Annotated in this window: 13 protein-coding genes; 5 read left to right on the top strand and 8 right to left on the bottom strand. The window is 47.8% G+C overall.

All coding sequences use genetic code 11. The features are described from left to right. Positions 1 to 51 precede the first annotated feature (51 nt). A complete protein-coding gene (locus GGU45_RS20025) occupies positions 52 to 948 on the top strand; it encodes a TIGR01777 family oxidoreductase (protein WP_435227804.1) in 897 nt (298 codons plus the stop codon). 194 nt (positions 949 to 1,142) lie between these two features. Here GGU45_RS20025 and GGU45_RS20020 read toward each other — a convergent pair whose 3' ends face one another. Continuing rightward, positions 1,143 to 1,799 carry a metal-dependent transcriptional regulator gene (locus tag GGU45_RS20020; RefSeq protein ID WP_435227803.1) on the bottom strand — a complete coding sequence of 219 codons (657 nt, stop codon included), beginning with the start codon at positions 1,797 to 1,799 and terminating at the stop codon, positions 1,143 to 1,145. A gap of 90 nt (positions 1,800 to 1,889) precedes the next feature. Here GGU45_RS20020 and GGU45_RS20015 point away from each other — a divergent pair, with 90 nt between their 5' ends. The 3 genes from GGU45_RS20015 to GGU45_RS20005 all read left to right on the top strand — a co-directional run bounded on the left by GGU45_RS20015 (position 1,890) and on the right by GGU45_RS20005 (position 5,371). Then, on the top strand, positions 1,890 to 4,190 hold the full coding sequence (locus GGU45_RS20015) for a TonB-dependent receptor (protein ID WP_435227801.1): 2,301 nt from the start codon (positions 1,890 to 1,892) through the stop codon (positions 4,188 to 4,190). Positions 4,191 to 4,519: 329 nt separating this feature from the next. After that, the gene (locus GGU45_RS20010) at positions 4,520 to 4,981 is read left to right on the top strand and encodes an SRPBCC family protein (RefSeq protein ID WP_435227799.1); all 462 of its coding nucleotides are present in this window, start codon (positions 4,520 to 4,522) and stop codon (positions 4,979 to 4,981) included. Positions 4,982 to 5,026: 45 nt separating this feature from the next. Continuing rightward, positions 5,027 to 5,371, top strand: a complete 345-nt coding sequence (locus GGU45_RS20005; RefSeq protein ID WP_435227797.1) for a tRNA-binding protein — start codon at positions 5,027 to 5,029, stop codon at positions 5,369 to 5,371. 38 nt (positions 5,372 to 5,409) lie between these two features. Here the strand turns inward: GGU45_RS20005 and GGU45_RS20000 are convergent, their stop codons facing one another. The 7 genes from GGU45_RS20000 to GGU45_RS19970 all read right to left on the bottom strand — a co-directional run bounded on the left by GGU45_RS20000 (position 5,410) and on the right by GGU45_RS19970 (position 14,437). Beyond that, positions 5,410 to 6,576, bottom strand: coding sequence for a carboxypeptidase-like regulatory domain-containing protein (locus tag GGU45_RS20000; protein ID WP_435227796.1), 1,167 nt, complete (start codon positions 6,574 to 6,576; stop codon positions 5,410 to 5,412). A 100-nt stretch (positions 6,577 to 6,676) separates the two neighbouring features. Beyond that, a complete protein-coding gene (locus GGU45_RS19995; RefSeq protein ID WP_435227794.1) occupies positions 6,677 to 7,750 on the bottom strand; it encodes a redoxin domain-containing protein in 1,074 nt (357 codons plus the stop codon). A 254-nt stretch (positions 7,751 to 8,004) separates the two neighbouring features. After that, positions 8,005 to 8,775 carry a tryptophan synthase subunit alpha gene (gene trpA / locus GGU45_RS19990; RefSeq protein WP_435227792.1) on the bottom strand — a complete coding sequence of 257 codons (771 nt, stop codon included), beginning with the start codon at positions 8,773 to 8,775 and terminating at the stop codon, positions 8,005 to 8,007. Positions 8,776 to 8,822: 47 nt separating this feature from the next. Then, the gene (trpB, locus tag GGU45_RS19985) at positions 8,823 to 10,025 is read right to left on the bottom strand and encodes a tryptophan synthase subunit beta (RefSeq protein WP_435227790.1); all 1,203 of its coding nucleotides are present in this window, start codon (positions 10,023 to 10,025) and stop codon (positions 8,823 to 8,825) included. 271 nt (positions 10,026 to 10,296) lie between these two features. Next, positions 10,297 to 12,243: an OstA-like protein gene (locus GGU45_RS19980; RefSeq protein WP_435227788.1), complete on the bottom strand. Its 1,947-nt coding sequence runs from the start codon at positions 12,241 to 12,243 to the stop codon at positions 10,297 to 10,299. Between the two features lies 1 nt (position 12,244). Then, the gene (locus tag GGU45_RS19975) at positions 12,245 to 13,228 is read right to left on the bottom strand and encodes an MlaD family protein (RefSeq protein ID WP_435227786.1); all 984 of its coding nucleotides are present in this window, start codon (positions 13,226 to 13,228) and stop codon (positions 12,245 to 12,247) included. Positions 13,229 to 13,423: 195 nt separating this feature from the next. After that, positions 13,424 to 14,437, bottom strand: a complete 1,014-nt coding sequence (locus GGU45_RS19970) for an N-acetylmuramoyl-L-alanine amidase family protein (RefSeq protein WP_435227784.1) — start codon at positions 14,435 to 14,437, stop codon at positions 13,424 to 13,426. 151 nt (positions 14,438 to 14,588) lie between these two features. Here GGU45_RS19970 and GGU45_RS19965 point away from each other — a divergent pair, with 151 nt between their 5' ends. After that, positions 14,589 to 17,426, top strand: coding sequence for a putative LPS assembly protein LptD (locus GGU45_RS19965; protein WP_435227782.1), 2,838 nt, complete (start codon positions 14,589 to 14,591; stop codon positions 17,424 to 17,426). Positions 17,427 to 17,786 lie beyond the last annotated feature (360 nt).

Here is a 17,786-nt window from a genome sequence, read left to right as displayed (position 1 = left end):
AAATTTTTATGCAAAATTCCATCTGGCAAAAATTAAATAAAAAATATACAGATGAAACAGAAAATAATCATTGCCGGCGGTACGGGGTTTATCGGCCAGTACCTTTTGAAAAGATTTCGCGAAGAGGGTTACGAGGTGTTGGTAATATCGCGGAACGCCTCAGATATCACCTGGGCTGACGAAGATAAAATCCGCAAGGCACTCGAAGGAGCGGAGGCCCTCATCAACCTGGCGGGAAAATCCGTTGATTGCCGTTATACCGAAGCCAATAAGCAGGAAATCCTCGGATCCCGCGTTCAAACCACAAAACGGCTCCAGTCCGTTTTGGAACAATGCACCGTTCCGCCCAAGTTATGGATCAACTCCAGCACCGCCACCATCTACCGTGAGGCCCGTGACCGCCCCATGGATGAAGACCGGGGTGAGGTTGGCACCGGTTTTTCTGTGACGGTAGCGAGGGCCTGGGAAGCGGCTTTTTTTGAACGGTCCGCACCGCATACCCGAAAAGTGGCCTTGCGCATCTCCATTGTACTGGGAAGAGGCGGCGGCGTAATGCAGCCCTATACGAACCTTACCCGCTACGGGCTGGGAGGCGTCCAGGGCAGCGGCAAACAGGTATTCAGCTGGATCCATATTGAGGATGTATACCGGATCATCCGTTTTATGATGGAACACGCAGCATTGGAAGGCGTTTTTAACACAGCGGCTCCCTTCCCCGTGCTTAATCAACAATTGATGGAAGCCCTGCGAAAACGTATCCGGCCCCTTGTCTACTTTTCTATTCCCGAGTGGCTGTTGCAGTTGGGCGCCCGGCTGATTGGCACCGAACCCGAGCTTGTTTTAAAAAGCCGTTGGGTGATTCCCCAAAAACTGGAGGAAGCCGGTTTTGAATTTAAATACCCCACTGTAACTGAGGCATTGGATGAGATTTTTTTAGAAGCAATTTGAAAATGCCTGCCCGAACCGAAGGGGCGGGTGAGAATGTGAAAATGGGAGTGAGGGTGCCGTTCCCGCTCGGTGCGCTTTTCGCTGGTTGATATTCCACTGACTTTAGACGATAGACGTTAGTTATCAGGCACAGATCACTATTTGGTGTTTGATCTGACCTTGAACCTTAAACTTTAAACATCAAACCAATTTTTTCAGTCTACCAGCAAACTATTGCCAAATTTTTCGGAAACTGTGATTTTTCCTTTGCCAACCTGGAGGGTCATCGACCCATCAAAAGAGATCTTTTCGACCACTTTGACCTTTGTACCAATACCGATAGACAACTGTTCCAGGTATTGTAAAAAAACCGGTGACGTATCCTTAACTGCAGCTACAGTACACGATTGATGCATGGCAACAGATGATAACAGTGTGGTAGCCCGGGGCGGCATCTTGCCATTGGGCTTTGGAATCGGGTCTCCATGCGGGTCATAATCCGGGTAATTCAGAAAATGATCCAACCGGTCCGTCAATTTATCAGACTGGATATGTTCCAGCTGCTCTGCTACCTCATGCACTTCATCCCAGCTAAACTCCAGCACCTCACAAAGGAAGGTTTCCCATAAGCGATGTTTGCGCATTACAAATACCGCAATGTCGCGCCCCGATTTTGTAAGTGTGATCTTCCCGTATTTCTTATAGCTCACATATTCCTTCTCCTTTAACCGTTTCAACATGTCGTTAACGGTCGCCGGCTTCAATCCCAGGTGAACAGCCAGATCATTGGTGCCTGCTTCTTTTTTACCTGCTTCATCTGTGGTAAGATATAGCAGGGCTTTCAGATAATTCTCTTCCGTATTGGACAACATGGCTCAAAGCTAATAAAAAAACCGAAATATTAAAGTTAGATTAGTCTAACTTTAATATTTTCGCACATATAACTAAAATATTAAGACAGTATGAAGTATTTTTTTTGGATCTTGTTATTATTCGTGCCGGGGGCCTTATGGGCGCAGACCGGGGCCGTCATAACGGGTATGCTGCACCATCAGGGTCAGGCCGTTCCACATGCTACCATCAGGGCCTCGGCATCATCGCAAACTGAAACAGTTACATCCGGTACCGATGGCCGTTTCCAGCTTATAAGCCTGCCCTCCGGAAAGCTGTGGCTAAAGATATCGGCCATAGGGTTTCGTCAAAAAGATACCACATTAGAACTGCACAGTGATACAATGCTGGCTATTGCGCTGGAACCCGATACGCCCGGAATGCAGGACGTGGTCGTATCAGGTACGCTTAAAACCGTTTCCCGGCAAAGCAGCCCCGTACCGGTGGAAGTATATACCTCCGGCTATTTTAAGGCCAACCCTACCCCATCCCTTTTTGATGCGCTGCAGCATATCAATGGTGTGCGTCCGCAACTTAATTGTAACATCTGCAATACCGGCGACATACATATCAACGGGCTGGAAGGGCCCTATACCCTCGTCCTCATTGATGGAATGCCCATCGTAAGCGGTCTTTCCACTGTTTACGGCCTGTGCGGCATCCCGCAATCGCTGATCGAACGGGTGGAAATTGTAAAAGGGCCGGCGTCCACGCTTTATGGAAGCGAAGCTGTGGGAGGGCTGGTAAACATCATCACCCACAAACCTGGCAATACTCCGGCGCTTGCCGCCGATGTATTTGCTACCTCCTGGCGGGAACTCAATGCCGACATCGCATCCAGCTTTAACGCCGGTAAGCGCGCACAGGGCATGGCGGGCATTAACTATTTCAATTATAGCACTCCGGTGGATCATAATCACGATGGCTTTACCGATGCTACCCTGCAAAACCGGTTTTCGGCGTTTACCAAATGGGAGATCAGCCGCCCGGCGCAGCGGCTTTTTTCAATGGCCGGCCGCTATGTACAGGAATATCGCTGGGGTGGTGAAATGCGCTGGAACAAAACCTTCCGGGGGGGCGACAGCATCTACGGCGAAAGTATTGACACCAGGCGATGGGAGCTCTTTGGCACCTATGAGCTCCCGCTCCCCGAAAAAATACAGCTATGGTTCAGCGCCAACGGTCACAACCAAAGCAGCGCCTATGGCAGCATTCCGTTCAATGCGCAGCAATATATCGGCTTTCTCCAACTCACCTGGAACAAAATCCTGCACAGGCATGATATCACCAGCGGCGCGGCACTCCGCTATACCGGGTACGATGACAATACCCCGGCCACACCCCTGCAACCCGAACAGACCTGGCTGCCGGGTGTATTTGCACAGGATGAAATAACACTTAATAAAAATAACAAGTTGCTTGCCGGCATACGCCTTGACCACAACTCAAGACACGGAAGCATTTTAACGCCCCGGATCAACTATAAATGGAATGCTCCCAACAATAACAATATATTGCGGCTCAGCATCGGCAATGGCTACCGCATAGCACAGGTATTTACAGAAGACCACGCGGCACTTACCGGGGCCCGGGATGTGATATTTGAAGAAGCCCTGCAACCCGAAACCTCCTGGAATGGTAATGTCAATTTTGTAACCAGGATCGTTACCTCCCGCAGCAGATTTATCGGTTTAGATGCCTCGGCATTTTATACCCGGTTTACCAATAAGATCATTGCAGACTATGACAGTAATCCCAACCAGATTCTTTACCGGAACCTGGACGGGTATGCCATTTCCCGCGGCATTTCGCTGAATATAGACCTGGCGCCCGTTTCCGGACTGAAAATTTTGGCAGGTGCCACATATATGGACGTTTACAGCGTAAACGGAAATATAAAAACACGCCAGCTGTTTACAGAAAAATTTACCGGCGTATGGAACATCGGCTACCAGCTTCCAAAATGGGGATTCAGCATCGATTATACCGGGAACATTTACAGCCCGATGCGGCTACCCCTTCTGAATGCCAGCGATCCACGCGCCCCCTTTTCTCCCTGGTGGAGCCTGCAAAACATACAACTCACCCAAAAAACCAATCGTGGATTTGAGATCTATGGCGGTGTTAAAAACCTGCTCAACTTTACGCCCGGCAAAGGCAACCCTTTTTTAATAGCCCGCGCCCATGATCCTTTTGACAAGCAGGTATTATTTGATGGCAACGGGCAGGCGCTGGCCACTCCCGATAATCCTTATGGCCTCACTTTTGATCCGTCCTATGTATATGCACCCAACCAGGGCATCCGCGGTTTTTTGGGCATCCGGTGGCGCATGAACCGGAATATTAACAACCGTTATACCGGGCCGCGATAAATCGGGGATAAAAAATGAATGAATGGGCTATAAAAAACCGGTCTTTAATAAAGGCCCAAAACCTCCCGTAGCCGCAGCGCGGCGGTAATTTCCTGTGCACCGCTTGTACAAACCGCAATGATTACCGGTGCGCTGCACCTTTATTACCCGTATTGTCGTTTACCAACAAGATCAGCGCTGCGCTGCAGCTCCCAGGGCAAAAATTTACTTCAAGCGCATGCGAAACTTCGGGATTTGTCCCGCTTTGCGGTGAAAGTCGGCGTTCCGATCACAGATGAAAGACTTTTGATGCAACTTCGTTTAATCGCGTATCTTCATAAAAACAAAAAATGAAATCCCAAAATTTTGCAAAAGCAGAAATGCTGATCCGCAAGCCCGTTGCGATGGTTTTTGGAGCCTTTATTGATCCGGCAGTTACCACGAAGATCTGGTTTACCAAAAGTTCGGGAAAACTGGAAACCGGGAAAACCGTAGAATGGGTATGGGAAATGTATAACGTAACCGTTCCGGTTCGGGTACTGGATATAGCGACACATAAAAAAATTGAAATTGAATGGGGCAACCAGGGAACAACAACAACCGTTACCTGGACCTTTACCGCTCTGGCAGATGATGCTACTTTTGTAAGCATTGTCAACAGCGGTTTTAAAGGAGATTCAGACGCGCTGATGGCGCAGATCCGTGACTCAACAGAAGGCTTTACACTTGTACTGGCGGGCCTGAAAGCCCTGCTGGAGCACGGCATACAACTGAACCTTGTAGGCGACCGTTTTCCAGGGGAGATGCAGTAACACATCCCAAAAACAAATAATTGAGTATACAAAATAACAACGTACATGCAGGAAGCGCCAACAATCAACTGGTCCGACTTTACAAAGATTGAAATGCGGGTGGGCACTATTACCCATGCTGAAGTTTTCAGGGAGGCTCATAAACCGGCCTACAAACTCACCATCGATTTTGGGGAATGCGGCTTTTATAAATCCTCGGCACAAATAACAAAACAATATAGCCTGGAGGACCTGCCCGGCAAGCAGGTTATTGCGGTATTAAATTTTCCACCCAAACAGATCGCCAATTTTTTCAGCGAATGCCTGGTACTGGGTACCGTGGGCGAAGAAAATGCCATAACCCTGCTTAACCCGGACAAACCGGTACCCAATGGGCTCCGTGTCGGATAACAGGCTTTCAGCCATTTTTCCGGGCTTACCGGAGCTGATCAGGGTTCATAGTCCAGCGGCAGCATATTACCTACTTTATCGCTCCACCCCCAGTATCCGGAAGAAATGATGTTTTGCGGAGGCGACCAGTTGCCGCGCGCATCAACAGACAGGGGCCCTTTTAATTGCAGCCAGGAACGGGGATAGAGCGGACCACGCCGTTCTCCGGTGTATTGCAGATATTCAACAGGTTCTTTGCCTTTCAGATAAGTAATCGCCAGAAAATTGTTCCAATATATGACTTTATGGGCACCGTTCATTCCTGTTAACACACTGTCGGCGGTCAGGTTATGATCGGCGTACCGGTCTTCATAATCTTCCTGGCGCATTACCTGGTCATAATATGCCGCTGAATCCCGGGGAATACTATCCGCCATCCATTGGCCGTTGATCTTCCGTTTCAGCTGTTTTACCCGTTCTTTTTCGGCATTCCAAGCCCGGGTCATTTTTTTCATACGGAACCCTTCCTCTTCTGCTTTGTTCATAAAAAGCGCCCGCATAAAATGCATGGGAGATCCGTAATACATATCTCTCCGGTTTCGCAGCACCGATCGTTTCAAACCGCTGCGCTGTTCCGAAAAAAAGACAAAGCCTGCGTAATAAGAACTGTGTTCAGAAAAATTGATCTTAAAATCGAGCAAGTCATACCGGAGGTTATATCCTAATTTAGGATTCTCAATGTTCAAGGGTGCATCGGCTACCACTTCCAGCACATTTTGTTTTTTATAAAAACGAAACCGGAGCGCTTTTTTATTGAGCAGAAGGCAATTCCGGCCAACCGGGGTTACACCAAGAAAGGTTTCGAGAAACACTTTTCCCCATTTTTCCCAGGTTTCGGTAATATACCCGCCTACCACTATATTTTCCAATTCCTTCACTTTGGGCTTCAATTCAAAAAGCAGGCGGGGCAATGCGGTGTTTGGTTTTATGGTATGTACCCAGGTTTCATAACCAATGTTCGAAACAATCAGTTCGCCCGAAAAGGCCTCCGTGAGTGTAAAGCTTCCGTCTGAAGCTGTTACTGTTCCGGACGAAGTATTATTAAAGTACACGCTGGCTCCCTGCAGCGGCTTATGCGTATTTGCATCCACTACGGTCCCCAAAATCTGCTGCGCCGCGCTGCTCAAAACCAATAAACAAAATATCACCGGCAATGCCCGTTTCATAGGCTAAATATAGCAGCTTCTTCAAAAACTACGAAATATTCGTAAAAAATTATGCTTCATCGGGGTCCATCACTCTTTTATCCTTGCTCATATAAATGCTTTATTTGTCCAGTAATTCCGCCAGTTTGCTGTCCAGGTCTTTACCGCGAAGGTCCTTGCCAAGAATCCGGCCATCGGGTCCCAGCAGCAGGTTTCGGGGAATGGCGGTAATACGGTATTTCTGGGCCACCTGGTTTTCCCAGCCCTTAAGATCGCTGACATGCGTCCAGGTGAGTCCATCTTTTTCAATGGCTGCCAGCCAGCGGTCCTTTTCTTCATCCAGCGATACGCCCAGTACCGTAAAGTTTTTATCCTTATACTTATTAAATGTCTTTACCAGATTTACATTTTCCCTGCGGCAGGGACCGCACCAGCTGGCCCAAAAATCGACCAGCACGTATTTACCACGAAACTGTGCCAGCGTTACCGCTTTACCCGTAGTATCGTCTTGCACAAAATCAGTAGCAATACTTCCTATTGCATTAAAACGAGCGTCAACAAGCGCCTTTTTCAATTGTCCGCCCATTGCAGTAGCCAGGGCATCTTTAGTAAGCGCATTGGTCCGCTTTTCGAGCAGCGCCACATCTTCTGTAAAACCGATGGTAGATAAGATAACCATGGCGCTTACAGGCGAAGCGGGATGCTTTTTGATAAAGCGATCAACGTTTTCCTGGATATCATCCACCTGGGCTTTCATGGCATTGCTCAGGCTGTCGCTACCCATTCCCGATTGGAGCTCCATACCCAGTTGATTTACTTTTTCAAATTTCGGGATAAACAGATCCTGAAACTCGGTAAAATCATTCTGTGTTTTTGATCCTGTAAATTTCCAGTCGTCCATCTTTGTTTTTACGGATCCCGAAACTTTTACATTTTCATTTCCCAGGAATACGGCTGTTTTCATGGTATCGCCTACCATCAGCCCCAATATTGTAGGCGCTTCCAGTTTGCTGCTAAGCACAAAGTTGCCGCCTTTTGATTTGGTGGTTCCCAAAGTGGAGGAGCTATTTTCCAGATCAATCAATACCACCGAAGTGTTATCCGGCAGCCCTTGCACCGATCCCGTTAACGTTAATTTTTGCGCCATGCTGCACAGCGGCAACACTAATGCAAGAAAAAGACTGATTTTATTCATTTAGATCAAATTTTTGAAATACAGGGGCCGGCCAAAAAATTGCTTCAGTCAGTCCCATCCCAATATACTTCGCCCCTTTAAACCGGGGATCAATTAGTGCATTTTTTACAACCTACTAATCAACTATGTATCCTTTGCTCAGTATGAAACAAGATTACGTTTTTTTTGTTGCGTCTGTTCCAACAATAGCACCGGGAAATACCCGATTTAGCAAAATATTATGCTTCGCCCCCGCTCCGTATAATGATCGGGTGCTATCCCAGTACGTTTTTGATAAAGGAACGGGTAGCAGCAGCAATATCCGTTTTGCCTTCCAGTGCTTTTATATAGGCCGATCCGATGATGGCGCCATTGGCATATTTACAGGCTCTCGAAAAAGTATCCTGGTCTTTTATCCCAAAGCCAACGAGGACGGGGTTTTTCAATCCATAACCTTGCAAGCGCTCCAGATAGGCTTCTACCGCTGCAAAATCTTTTTCGTTGCCCGTGGTAGATGATGAGGAAACGGCATAAAGAAACCCACTGCTGAGGCTGTCCAGTTGCCGTACCCGCGCTTCGGAGGTTTCGGGGGTTACCAGAAAAATAAAGTTGAGCCCATATTGCTCCACTACTGCCTTATAGGATGCTTCAAATTCAAAAGGCGGCAAATCCGGCAGGATCAACCCATCTACCCCGGCAGCTGCGGCATCGGCACAAAATTTTTCGAACCCGTATTGCAATACCGGGTTCATATATCCCATCAGCACTACAGGAACCTGGATACGGGTCCGCATTTGCTTTAGCTGCTCAAATAATACGGAAAGCGTCATACCGCCCTGCAGGGCAATGGTACCGCTGTTCTGGATCACTTCCCCATCGGCCAGCGGATCGCTATAAGGCATGCCTAATTCGATAATATCGGCGCCGCCCGCCTGCAGCGCCTCCATAACCGGCAGGGTACTTTCCAGATGCGGAAAGCCCGCCGTACAGTATACATTCAATACATTCTTTTGTTTTTGTGCAAACAGGTCCTTTAATCGGCTCATCAAAATTCTTTTATATCCTTCTTTTAATAATATGCCCGTCATTTCATTTATAATACGGCATGGTCTCCCATTGCTTTCATATAGGTTTCCATGTCCTTATCGCCCCGGCCGCTAAGGCAGATAACGATATTGTCTTTTTTTGCAAAAGACAGTTTTTTGAGCGCCGCCAGGGCATGCGCGCTTTCCAGTGCGGGAATTATGCCTTCCAGTTTGGCCAGCTCAAATGCGGCATCCAGCGCTTCCTGGTCGGTGGCATTCAAAAATTGTCCCCTGCCGGTTACAAAAAGATTGGCGTGCATGGGACCGATGCCGGGATAGTCAAGGCCTGCGGAAATACTGTAGGGTTCTTCTACCTGGCCATCGGCCGTTTGCATCAGGAAGCTTTTGCTGCCATGCAGGATGCCGGGTCTTCCCAACTGGGTGGCTGCTGCGCTCATGTGGGTATCAATACCGCAACCCGCCGCTTCTACTGCATAAATACCTACAGACGGCTCGTCTAAAAAATGATAAAAAGTGCCCGCCGCATTACTGCCGCCACCAACACAGGCTATCACAGCTGTTGGCAGTTCCGACCCGGTTTTTTCGGCCAGCTGCGTGCGGATCTCTTTACTGATCACACTTTGAAAACGCGCCACCATATCGGGGTAAGGATGGGGCCCAACCACACTGCCAATAATATAAAACGTGTCGTTGGGATTATTGATCCAGTCGCGGATGGCTTCATTGGTAGCATCCTTCAGGGTTTTGCTGCCGCTTTTTGCCGGAATAACAGTGGCGCCCAGCATCCTCATCCGGGCCACATTGGGCGCCTGGCGTTCAATATCCTTTTCGCCCATATATACAATACATTCCAGCCCTTTTAATGCGCAAACGGTAGCAGTGGCCACCCCGTGCTGCCCGGCACCGGTTTCAGCAATAATGCGCTTCTTGCCCAGCCGCTCCGCTACCAGTATCTGGCCAATGGTATTGTTTACTTTATGTGCACCCGTATGGCAAAGATCTTCCCGTTTGAGGTATATGTCAGACTGGTATTTATGGCTCAGCCGCGCTGCATAATACAGGGGCGTTGGCCTTCCGGCATAGTCCGTCAATAAAAGCCGGTATTCCTGTTGAAAAGCGGGGTCTGCAATGATTTTTAAGTAATTTTCCCGCAGCTCCTCCACGTTCCGGTACAACATTTCCGGGATGTAAGCGCCTCCAAATTCTCCATAGTACCCCCGTTCATCCGGTTGTTTATATGATACCTGCATGTTCTGTCACCTTTTTTTAATGAGGCGTAAAGATAGTCCGGATTTCTGATTTATGATTTATGATTTCTGCTACCAGACGGGATTCATTTGAGAATGTGGAAATGTGAGAATTTGAAAATTTGAAAATGTCGCTACTGCTCCGTGATCTTCCTCTGGCCGATATTATACAGGAAATAGGGAATAGCAAGGAACGAGGAGTTCGTATATGGAGCATAAAAACGGATCCAATCTCAAACTTAAATGTGAAACAAAAAACCCGTCTTTCCGGCTGCTATTGCATCAGCTCATATTTTGTTTTGGGCCGTTCTGCCTCCCGCCATTTAAAATCGGACAGGCGCATTTCTTCAGGAGATTTATCCTTAAGGGGATAGAGTGTACCGCTGGCATCGGTTCTTAATACCACTTTGTTCAGTTGTTTATTAGAGAAATAAGCATCCAGGATATCCGATTTAGTCTGGTTTACCCCTATATAGGCGCTATCTGCGTCCTGGGCATAATAAATACATTCTGCATTTCCCTTTGCACGCACCGAATCCATATTGCCATTGGTAAAATAGCCCTCCATCCGTGTGGCTGTTACCTGGTTATATGCCTGGTCCTCTAAATGATTGACCATAAAACCGTGGGTATAGGCCTCAAACCGGTGAATCTGTTTGTTCTTGGTAAACAGCATGATGGTATCACCGGTTATCTGGCTGGCTTTTCCCCAAACAACAGGATCCTGGTACAGCCGGAAGGTAGAATCCTTAAAGGAATAAAACAGGCTGTCGCAAACGGCCTGCAGCGAATCACTGTAGATCCTCACATTATGAAATGCTTCAAAATACCGGTTGGTGCTGTCCCTGGCGGCAGCTCCCTTTGATGAGGAATTGGTTTTTGCCGCTGTTTTAGTAAGGGTATCTCTGGTGCTCTTCTCCAACGCCCGGGGTATATCGGCTATGGCCTTTTCCGGCACGCTATCCCTCACCACGGCTTTATGCTGCGGATTTCCTGAGGGAGGCCGGGGGAGCGTTTTTTGTTTTGACTGCGCCACCGGAGCTTTTATTATTGCAACCGGGAGGGTGTCCACTTTTGCAGTACTGTCCTTAGCCATTGATTTTAGGGACGCCGGGGCATCCTTTACCTCCTGTACCGGGGGTGCGGCGGCAATACCTTTTGAGCCTGCTGCCGGTTTTGCACCCAGCGAATCCTGCTTTTGCCCCTTCAGGCTGTCGGGTTTTATTTGAATACTATCGCCGCCCAAGGCCGGGGAAACTACGTACAGGTCGGTCAGTTTAGCGCTAAACAGCGTATCTGCGGTAATAAATATGGAGTCGCCTCCCTGCTGAATGATCATCAGGGGTTTCAACGTGGCAAGGATGGCTTCTGTGACCCGGTTTTGATAAATCAGGTTCCCGATAATGGTTGTTTTGCGAAGCGTATCAATCACCACTGCATTCCCTTCGGCCTTTGCAAATCCCTGGTCCAGGGAAACCTGATCGGCTTCCACAGTTACCCCCTTGCCGTCATTAATCAAGGGGCGTTGACCAAACCGCGCGTCTCCGTTTTTGAGGTTATAATATCCGTCACGGGTATCGATGGATGCGTTGGTACTGTCTTTTATATGGGTAAGCGCAATAAAGCGGGCCATCCGGTTTTCGGTATTGTACCACAGGGAATCGGTGGTAATCCGGTATCCGGGATCGTTTACCAGCACATTTTTTTTAAAATAAACATCTTTAAGGTCGGTATAATAGAGCGCTTCTTTACTGGTGATGACGGTGCGTTGATTTACAATCTTTCCTCCATTTTTATACGTTGCAATATTGGTGGTCATATTGTATTCCAGATCCGGGGTGGTAAGGGTAGCGTGGCCATCGGTGAGCTTTACGTTCTTATCCAGATAGGCTACCTGCTTATCAATAAGATAGCGCAGATGACCCGAGTATATATTCGTTGTATCGGAGTCGTTGATGTGCACATTGCCCCAGGCCTCAAAAGTGAGGGTGCGGTCGTTTCGTACACAGCGGTCGCATTTAAAAGTGGTGGCGCCCTGCTTCATGATCACATTGCCCACCAGCACGGTAAGATTGGTGCTGTCATCTGCTTTTTTTAATGAAAGGCTGTCGGCACGTATGATTTCCACCGGCGGCGGCGGCGCGGGCTGCTGTGCCCGGGCAGTGACCGCTGCCAGCAACAGGAAAATAAAAAAGTAACGCTTAAAAAAAGAATGATGCATGTTATTGAGGAACGGTATCCTTTATGGCAGGAGCCGTAAGCTCTCCTGCTTTATTTTTTTTACCAAAAACGGAAATATTTACATAGCGCTTCGGATGCACCCGCAAATCATCCAGCAGGATCTCCGCACTCAGCGCTACTTTATTCAGGCGATCATAAAGCTGCCGGTCGTTCATCAGCGCTCCAATGCTGCCTTCGGGGCTTGATACCCGGTTAACGGCGGTATGCAATGCCGAAACCGTTGCAGTGAGGCTATCCATTGTCTGCTGCAGTTGCAGGGCAGACAGGTTCCTCGTTAGTGTATCTACATGCCCCAGGATCAGGTCTACTTTGCCATTATTGCGCTTCAGCGATTCTGTAAATACACTCATGTTATCCAGCGAGGCCGCCAGTGGCTTTTGTACACTTGTGAGCAACAGATTGAGTGAGGCTACCGTATTTTTCAAATGGGCAATCGCTTCCTGCAGGTTCCGCTGGGTGGACACATCAAGCGTATTGTTAACATTTGACAATAACAGGGTGAGCGAATCCGCTACGGTTTTTACCTTCCCCATAAGGGGCTTGGCTTCCGAAGATAAATTGCCCAGCAATCCTTCCTCTACCTTGGTCCTGATCTGATCTTCATCACCGAGGTATTTGGCGGAACTGCCCTTGTCGATCACCACTTCCGATGCGCCCAGTAAACTTCCTGAAATATATGCAACGGAGTTCTCCGGTATATTTACATCCTCCGTAATGCTTAAGGTTACCCGGATGGCGTTTACATTGGGATCATTGGGCTCAATTTTGTAAACCGCCCCAACCGCAAGCCCGTTTATCTTTACAAAATTGGATTTTTCCAGTCCGCCAACAGATTTAAAAATGGCGTAAATTTTGGGGTTATGGTTAAAAATATCCTTCCCTTTCAAAAATCTGAACCCGAATATGAGGGCGGTAATAGCCAATACGGCTAAAACGCCTACTTTAAGTTCATTTGATATTTTCATCCGTGTATATTTTTTTTGTTTGGTTGCAAATAACGCCCGAAAAAATTAAAAACCAGCGTATTTATATAAAAACTCCACTTCCAAACCGTTAATTTTTTAGAAATACATACCGTAAACTTAAGTACCTTAAACCTCCCGGGCCAGACGATCGTTCCGGTGGCTTTTTAATAAATAAGGCGCCGGGACTAAAGCCGGCTATTCGGCCCGGTCCACAGCGGCCAGGGAGCCCGGCGCGGCAGTACTGTATTTTTCAATATAGGTTTTAACGGCCGCAAGAACACTATTCACGATTTCTTCCTGCCCCTCCGGGCTCATCAGATAAGCTTCGTCCTCTTTATTGCTAATAAAACCCATTTCTACAAGAATACTGGGCATACCAGTGGCCTGAAGCACCCAGATTCCCTTGTGGTTACGCTGTTGCACCCCCCTGCTGAGACGCCCATCAGCAATAAAATTCTTTTCTACCAATGCCGCCAGGGAATAGCTCTTCCGGAAATAACTCTGTGCATAAATCAGCATGCGCACCCGTTCTGCAGGGTCGTTCACATCGGGCAGCGGAGGCGCATCCGCACCGCTGGTTTCTTCGTTATAATAATCCTTATCCTCGTCATCAATATTTTTCATTGAGTTGACCTTCTGTTCGTTCTTTCCCACGGCCCATATATAGGTTTCGGTACCCCTTGCTTTATTTTCGACCCATACATCTTCATATTTATTAACGTAATAGGTCTTTTTAACTTTCTTTTTCTTTTTGCCCTTTCCTACCGTTACGGTTTTTGTATGCGCGGTTCTTCCGATCACCTTTTTGATATACCATCCACCCGGCCTCCTTCCCGCAGCATTACAATGCAGTGAAATAAAGAGATCGCCGTTGCTCCGGTTGGCATAGTCGGCGCGAAACCTGTTGGCCGCAACAGGGTTGGTCAATCCGCCCGGGAGGGCCGATGTGGTCCTGGTTTCGAGGATATTGATGCCTTTTAACTCTGATCGCATGGCCGCAGCAAGCTTTCGTCCCACCTGCAGGGTTATGGCGGCTTCGGTGGTCTGAAGACCATCGGCCCCCGGATCGCTTCCCCCATGCCCTGCATCTACAATAATCGTTTTCACCGTTCCGGATTTTGCACCAGATGTACCCTGCTGTGCAGCAATACCGGAAAAAAAAGCCCCTGTAAGTATGAATAGAACAGATTGAATTACAAATTTTTTCATATTTTTTTCACGCTTCGAAGTAATATCTGATTTTTAGTTTCAAGCTTCACAAAATCTTTACTATGTTATTTATACATTTGCGCCATACTTGGCTTAAACCCTGATGCGCAAATTTAAAAGAATTTATTTTGTTGTCCCTTTTCTAACAGCTATGATCTTGCTGGCTGGGAAAAAAGGTGTGGGCGCACTTACCGTTCCGGGTTTTACCGGTATGGAAAGAGCCCTTTTTCAGAAAGACACCGTTCCTCAAAAATCCATAAAAGATACCATCCCTGCAAAAGATAGCCTAAAGATAACCGATTCTGCCAAATTGACAAATGATACGGCAGCCCGCACCAAAACCGATACGTTCCGGTTACGTGTTTCCAAAGATACCCTTTCCGGGCCGGTAACCTATTCGGGCAAAGATTCCATTGTTGGGTTCCTGGATTCCAAGAAGATCAACCTTTACGGAGATGCCAAGGCGGAGTACCAGGATATGACGCTTACCGCCCCCGAGATCGGGATTGACCAGACAGCGCATATTGTTACCGCCAAAGCGGGTAAAGACAGTACCGGCGAAATATCCGAATATGCCGAAATGAAGCAGGGCCAGGACGCTTATAAAAGCGAGGGGATGGAGTACAATATAAAAACGCAGCAGGGCATTACCCGGGGTACCATCACCCAGCAGGGCGAAATGTATGTGCATTCTGATATTGCCAAAAAGATTGATGCGCGCACCATGTATGGCCAGGGCACGTTTTTTACTACCTGCAACCTGGATCATCCGCACTTCGGATTCCGGGCGAAGCGGGCCAAGATCGTTAATAAAAAATTAGCCGTAACGGGAGCTGTACGGCCCGAATTTGATTCGGTACCGGTACCGATCTACCTGCCCTTTGGATTCTACCCCCTGTCCCAGGGGCGCCATTCGGGCTTTATGTCGCCTTCATTTGAGCGGAACGATCAGATGGGGCTGGGACTTTCGCGCCTGGGTTATTACCAGGTGATCAATGACCACTGGGATGTACAGACCTACGGAAATATTTATTCTTACGGCAGCTGGATGTTCAACGTGCAGCCCACGTACCGGAAGATATACCGGTACCAGGGATCCATCAACTTTGGGTTGCAGCGTACGAGGCGCAACTTTAAGGGCGACCCGGATTTTTCGAAGGTAAGCACCTATACGCTCAACTGGTCGCACTCCTCCGACAGCCGCTCCCGGCCGGGCGTTAATTTTGCTGCCAATGTGAACATGAGTTCCACCCGGTACAACGAAAACGTACCCAACAGTAACCTGCTGAACCTGGCCAATAATACAGCCGGATCTTCCATTACCTATGGCAAAACCTGGCAGGACAAACCGTTTAATTTTACCGCCAGCTTTAACCACAACCAAAACAATGCCGCCCGCCTGGTAACCTTCAACTTCCCGAACATGGCGTTTACGGTAAACACCGTTTACCCTTTTCAGAAAAAGAATTCGAGCGGATCAAAAAAATGGTATGAACAGCTGGGGATCGGGTTCCAGACCGGGTTCCAGAACTCCATGTCCTACTACGAGTATGCAGACCGGGTAAAGGATTCGTTAAGAAACCTGAACCAATATAAGAATGCATTTGCACGCATGTGGGATACCCTGCAGTGGAACGCCAACCAGAGCATCCCCATATCGCTTTCCCTGCCGCCGATACTGGGCGGGGCCTTAATGATTTCGCCCTCCTTCTCCTACTCGCAAAATATGGTAAGCCGGATTGCGGATTACGAGGTAAAAACCCTGGAGGGGCCGAACCAATTTGGGCAAACCGTGGTCTATGATACCGTCATCGCCAATATGAACCATGGCGTTGGCTTGCGCAAACAGATGAGCATGGGCATCAGCTTCAATACCGCACTTTATGGCACTTACCAGTTTCGCAACAAGCGGGTACAGGGTATCCGGCACGTGATCCGGCCTACGGTATCGCTTAATTATACGCCGGATATTAACAAGGACAATTTTCAGGCGGTAACCATCCGTAACCGGGAAAATGGAGCCGTATCAAGGGTTTACTATGATAAGCTTGCGGGATTGTCTTCCTCGCCAATAGCCAACTACCAGCCGCGGCGGTTTGGGGGATTTAATTTCGGTCTTGATAACAACCTGGAGATGAAGGTAAAGGCTAAGAAAAAGAAGAAAGCCGAATCGGATAGTACCGACAGTGAAACAGCCAATGCAAATGGGGTAGATGAGAACGGGTTTAAAAAGATCCGGCTGATCGAAGGATTTGGCATCAACTCCTCGTATAACCTCTTTGCTGATTCCATCAGTCCCCGGCTGGCGCCGTTCAATCTTTATTTCAGGACCAATCTCTTTGAAAAGATCAACCTGAGCGCCAATGGCACCATCATGCCCTATAAAATAGACGAAAACGGGATACCTAAATTTAACGAATATGCCTGGCAGGGCCGGCGGTTCAACATTGGAACGCTTACCAATGCCAGTGTTACCATGAGCACCAGTTTCCAGAGTAAACCCAAGGATGCCAATAAGGCCAAACAGCGGGACGAGGCTATGAATAAGCAAATGAATGATCCCATGCTGCAGGGCGATCAGCAACGACTGATGGAATATATGCGGCAGAACCCGGCGGAATTTGTAGATTTTAATACGCCCTGGTCCTTCAATATTTCCTACTCGCTCACCTACAGCAGGCCTACCACCACTTCCGGGGCCTATGCCGGCAATGGCATTAACTCAAGTACCAACCTGAGCGGCAGTTTTAACCTGACTCCTAAATGGAACTTTAATGTAAACGGGGCCTACGATTTTAAGACCAAGCAGATTCAGACGGTTGGGTTTACCATTTCGCGCGATCTGCACTGCTGGCAGTTCTCGGCCAGTGTTTCTCCTATTGGTATTTATAAGTACTACAATTTTACCATCAGCCCCAAATCAGGTATGCTCCAGGATCTGAAGATCAACCGCAACCGCTCCTTCTTTAACGGGGGACCAAGGTATTAGGAAGTTCCAGGTTTCAGGTCTCAAGTTCCAGGTTGGATCCGGCTTTATACTCCATGAACTATTGACCATGAACCATTGCCCATTGATACTAACCGGATATTCATACTAATTTGAAGATTTGAAAATGTGAAAATGTGGAAATAAGAGCCGGGTATTGACGGAGTCTTCGTTTTTTAATTTGAGGTTTGAGGTTTTTTGTTTGACGTTTCAGGTTTAAGGTTTCAAGTTGGACCATTAGCGGGGTATTCGTATATTAGTAAGTTTGTCAGAAATCAGAAATCAGAAATCAGAAATCAGAAATCAGAAATCAGAAATCAGAAATCAGAAATCAGAAATCAGAAATCAGAAATCAGAAATCAG

Source organism: Niabella hirudinis (assembly GCF_051201075.1).
Lineage (GTDB): Bacteria > Bacteroidota > Bacteroidia > Chitinophagales > Chitinophagaceae > Niabella > Niabella hirudinis.
Note: the sequence above shows the minus strand (reverse complement) of the source record. Positions and strands in the feature narration are given on the sequence as shown.

Excerpts from the sequence above, each read along its gene's own strand:
- GGU45_RS19965 (WP_435227782.1), top strand. The coding sequence starts at position 14,589 with ATGATCTTGCTGGCTGGGAAAAAAGGTGTGGGCGCACTTACCGTTCCG.
- GGU45_RS20020 (WP_435227803.1), bottom strand. The coding sequence starts at position 1,799 with ATGTTGTCCAATACGGAAGAGAATTATCTGAAAGCCCTGCTATATCTT.
- GGU45_RS20025 (WP_435227804.1), top strand. The coding sequence starts at position 52 with ATGAAACAGAAAATAATCATTGCCGGCGGTACGGGGTTTATCGGCCAG.
- GGU45_RS19975 (WP_435227786.1), bottom strand. The coding sequence starts at position 13,228 with ATGAAAATATCAAATGAACTTAAAGTAGGCGTTTTAGCCGTATTGGCT.
- trpB (WP_435227790.1), bottom strand. The coding sequence starts at position 10,025 with ATGCAGGTATCATATAAACAACCGGATGAACGGGGGTACTATGGAGAA.
- GGU45_RS19980 (WP_435227788.1), bottom strand. The coding sequence starts at position 12,243 with ATGCATCATTCTTTTTTTAAGCGTTACTTTTTTATTTTCCTGTTGCTG.
- trpA (WP_435227792.1), bottom strand. The coding sequence starts at position 8,775 with ATGAGCCGATTAAAGGACCTGTTTGCACAAAAACAAAAGAATGTATTG.
- GGU45_RS20010 (WP_435227799.1), top strand. The coding sequence starts at position 4,520 with ATGAAATCCCAAAATTTTGCAAAAGCAGAAATGCTGATCCGCAAGCCC.
- GGU45_RS19970 (WP_435227784.1), bottom strand. The coding sequence starts at position 14,437 with ATGAAAAAATTTGTAATTCAATCTGTTCTATTCATACTTACAGGGGCT.
- GGU45_RS20015 (WP_435227801.1), top strand. The coding sequence starts at position 1,890 with ATGAAGTATTTTTTTTGGATCTTGTTATTATTCGTGCCGGGGGCCTTA.
- GGU45_RS20005 (WP_435227797.1), top strand. The coding sequence starts at position 5,027 with ATGCAGGAAGCGCCAACAATCAACTGGTCCGACTTTACAAAGATTGAA.
- GGU45_RS19995 (WP_435227794.1), bottom strand. The coding sequence starts at position 7,750 with ATGAATAAAATCAGTCTTTTTCTTGCATTAGTGTTGCCGCTGTGCAGC.
- GGU45_RS20000 (WP_435227796.1), bottom strand. The coding sequence starts at position 6,576 with ATGAAACGGGCATTGCCGGTGATATTTTGTTTATTGGTTTTGAGCAGC.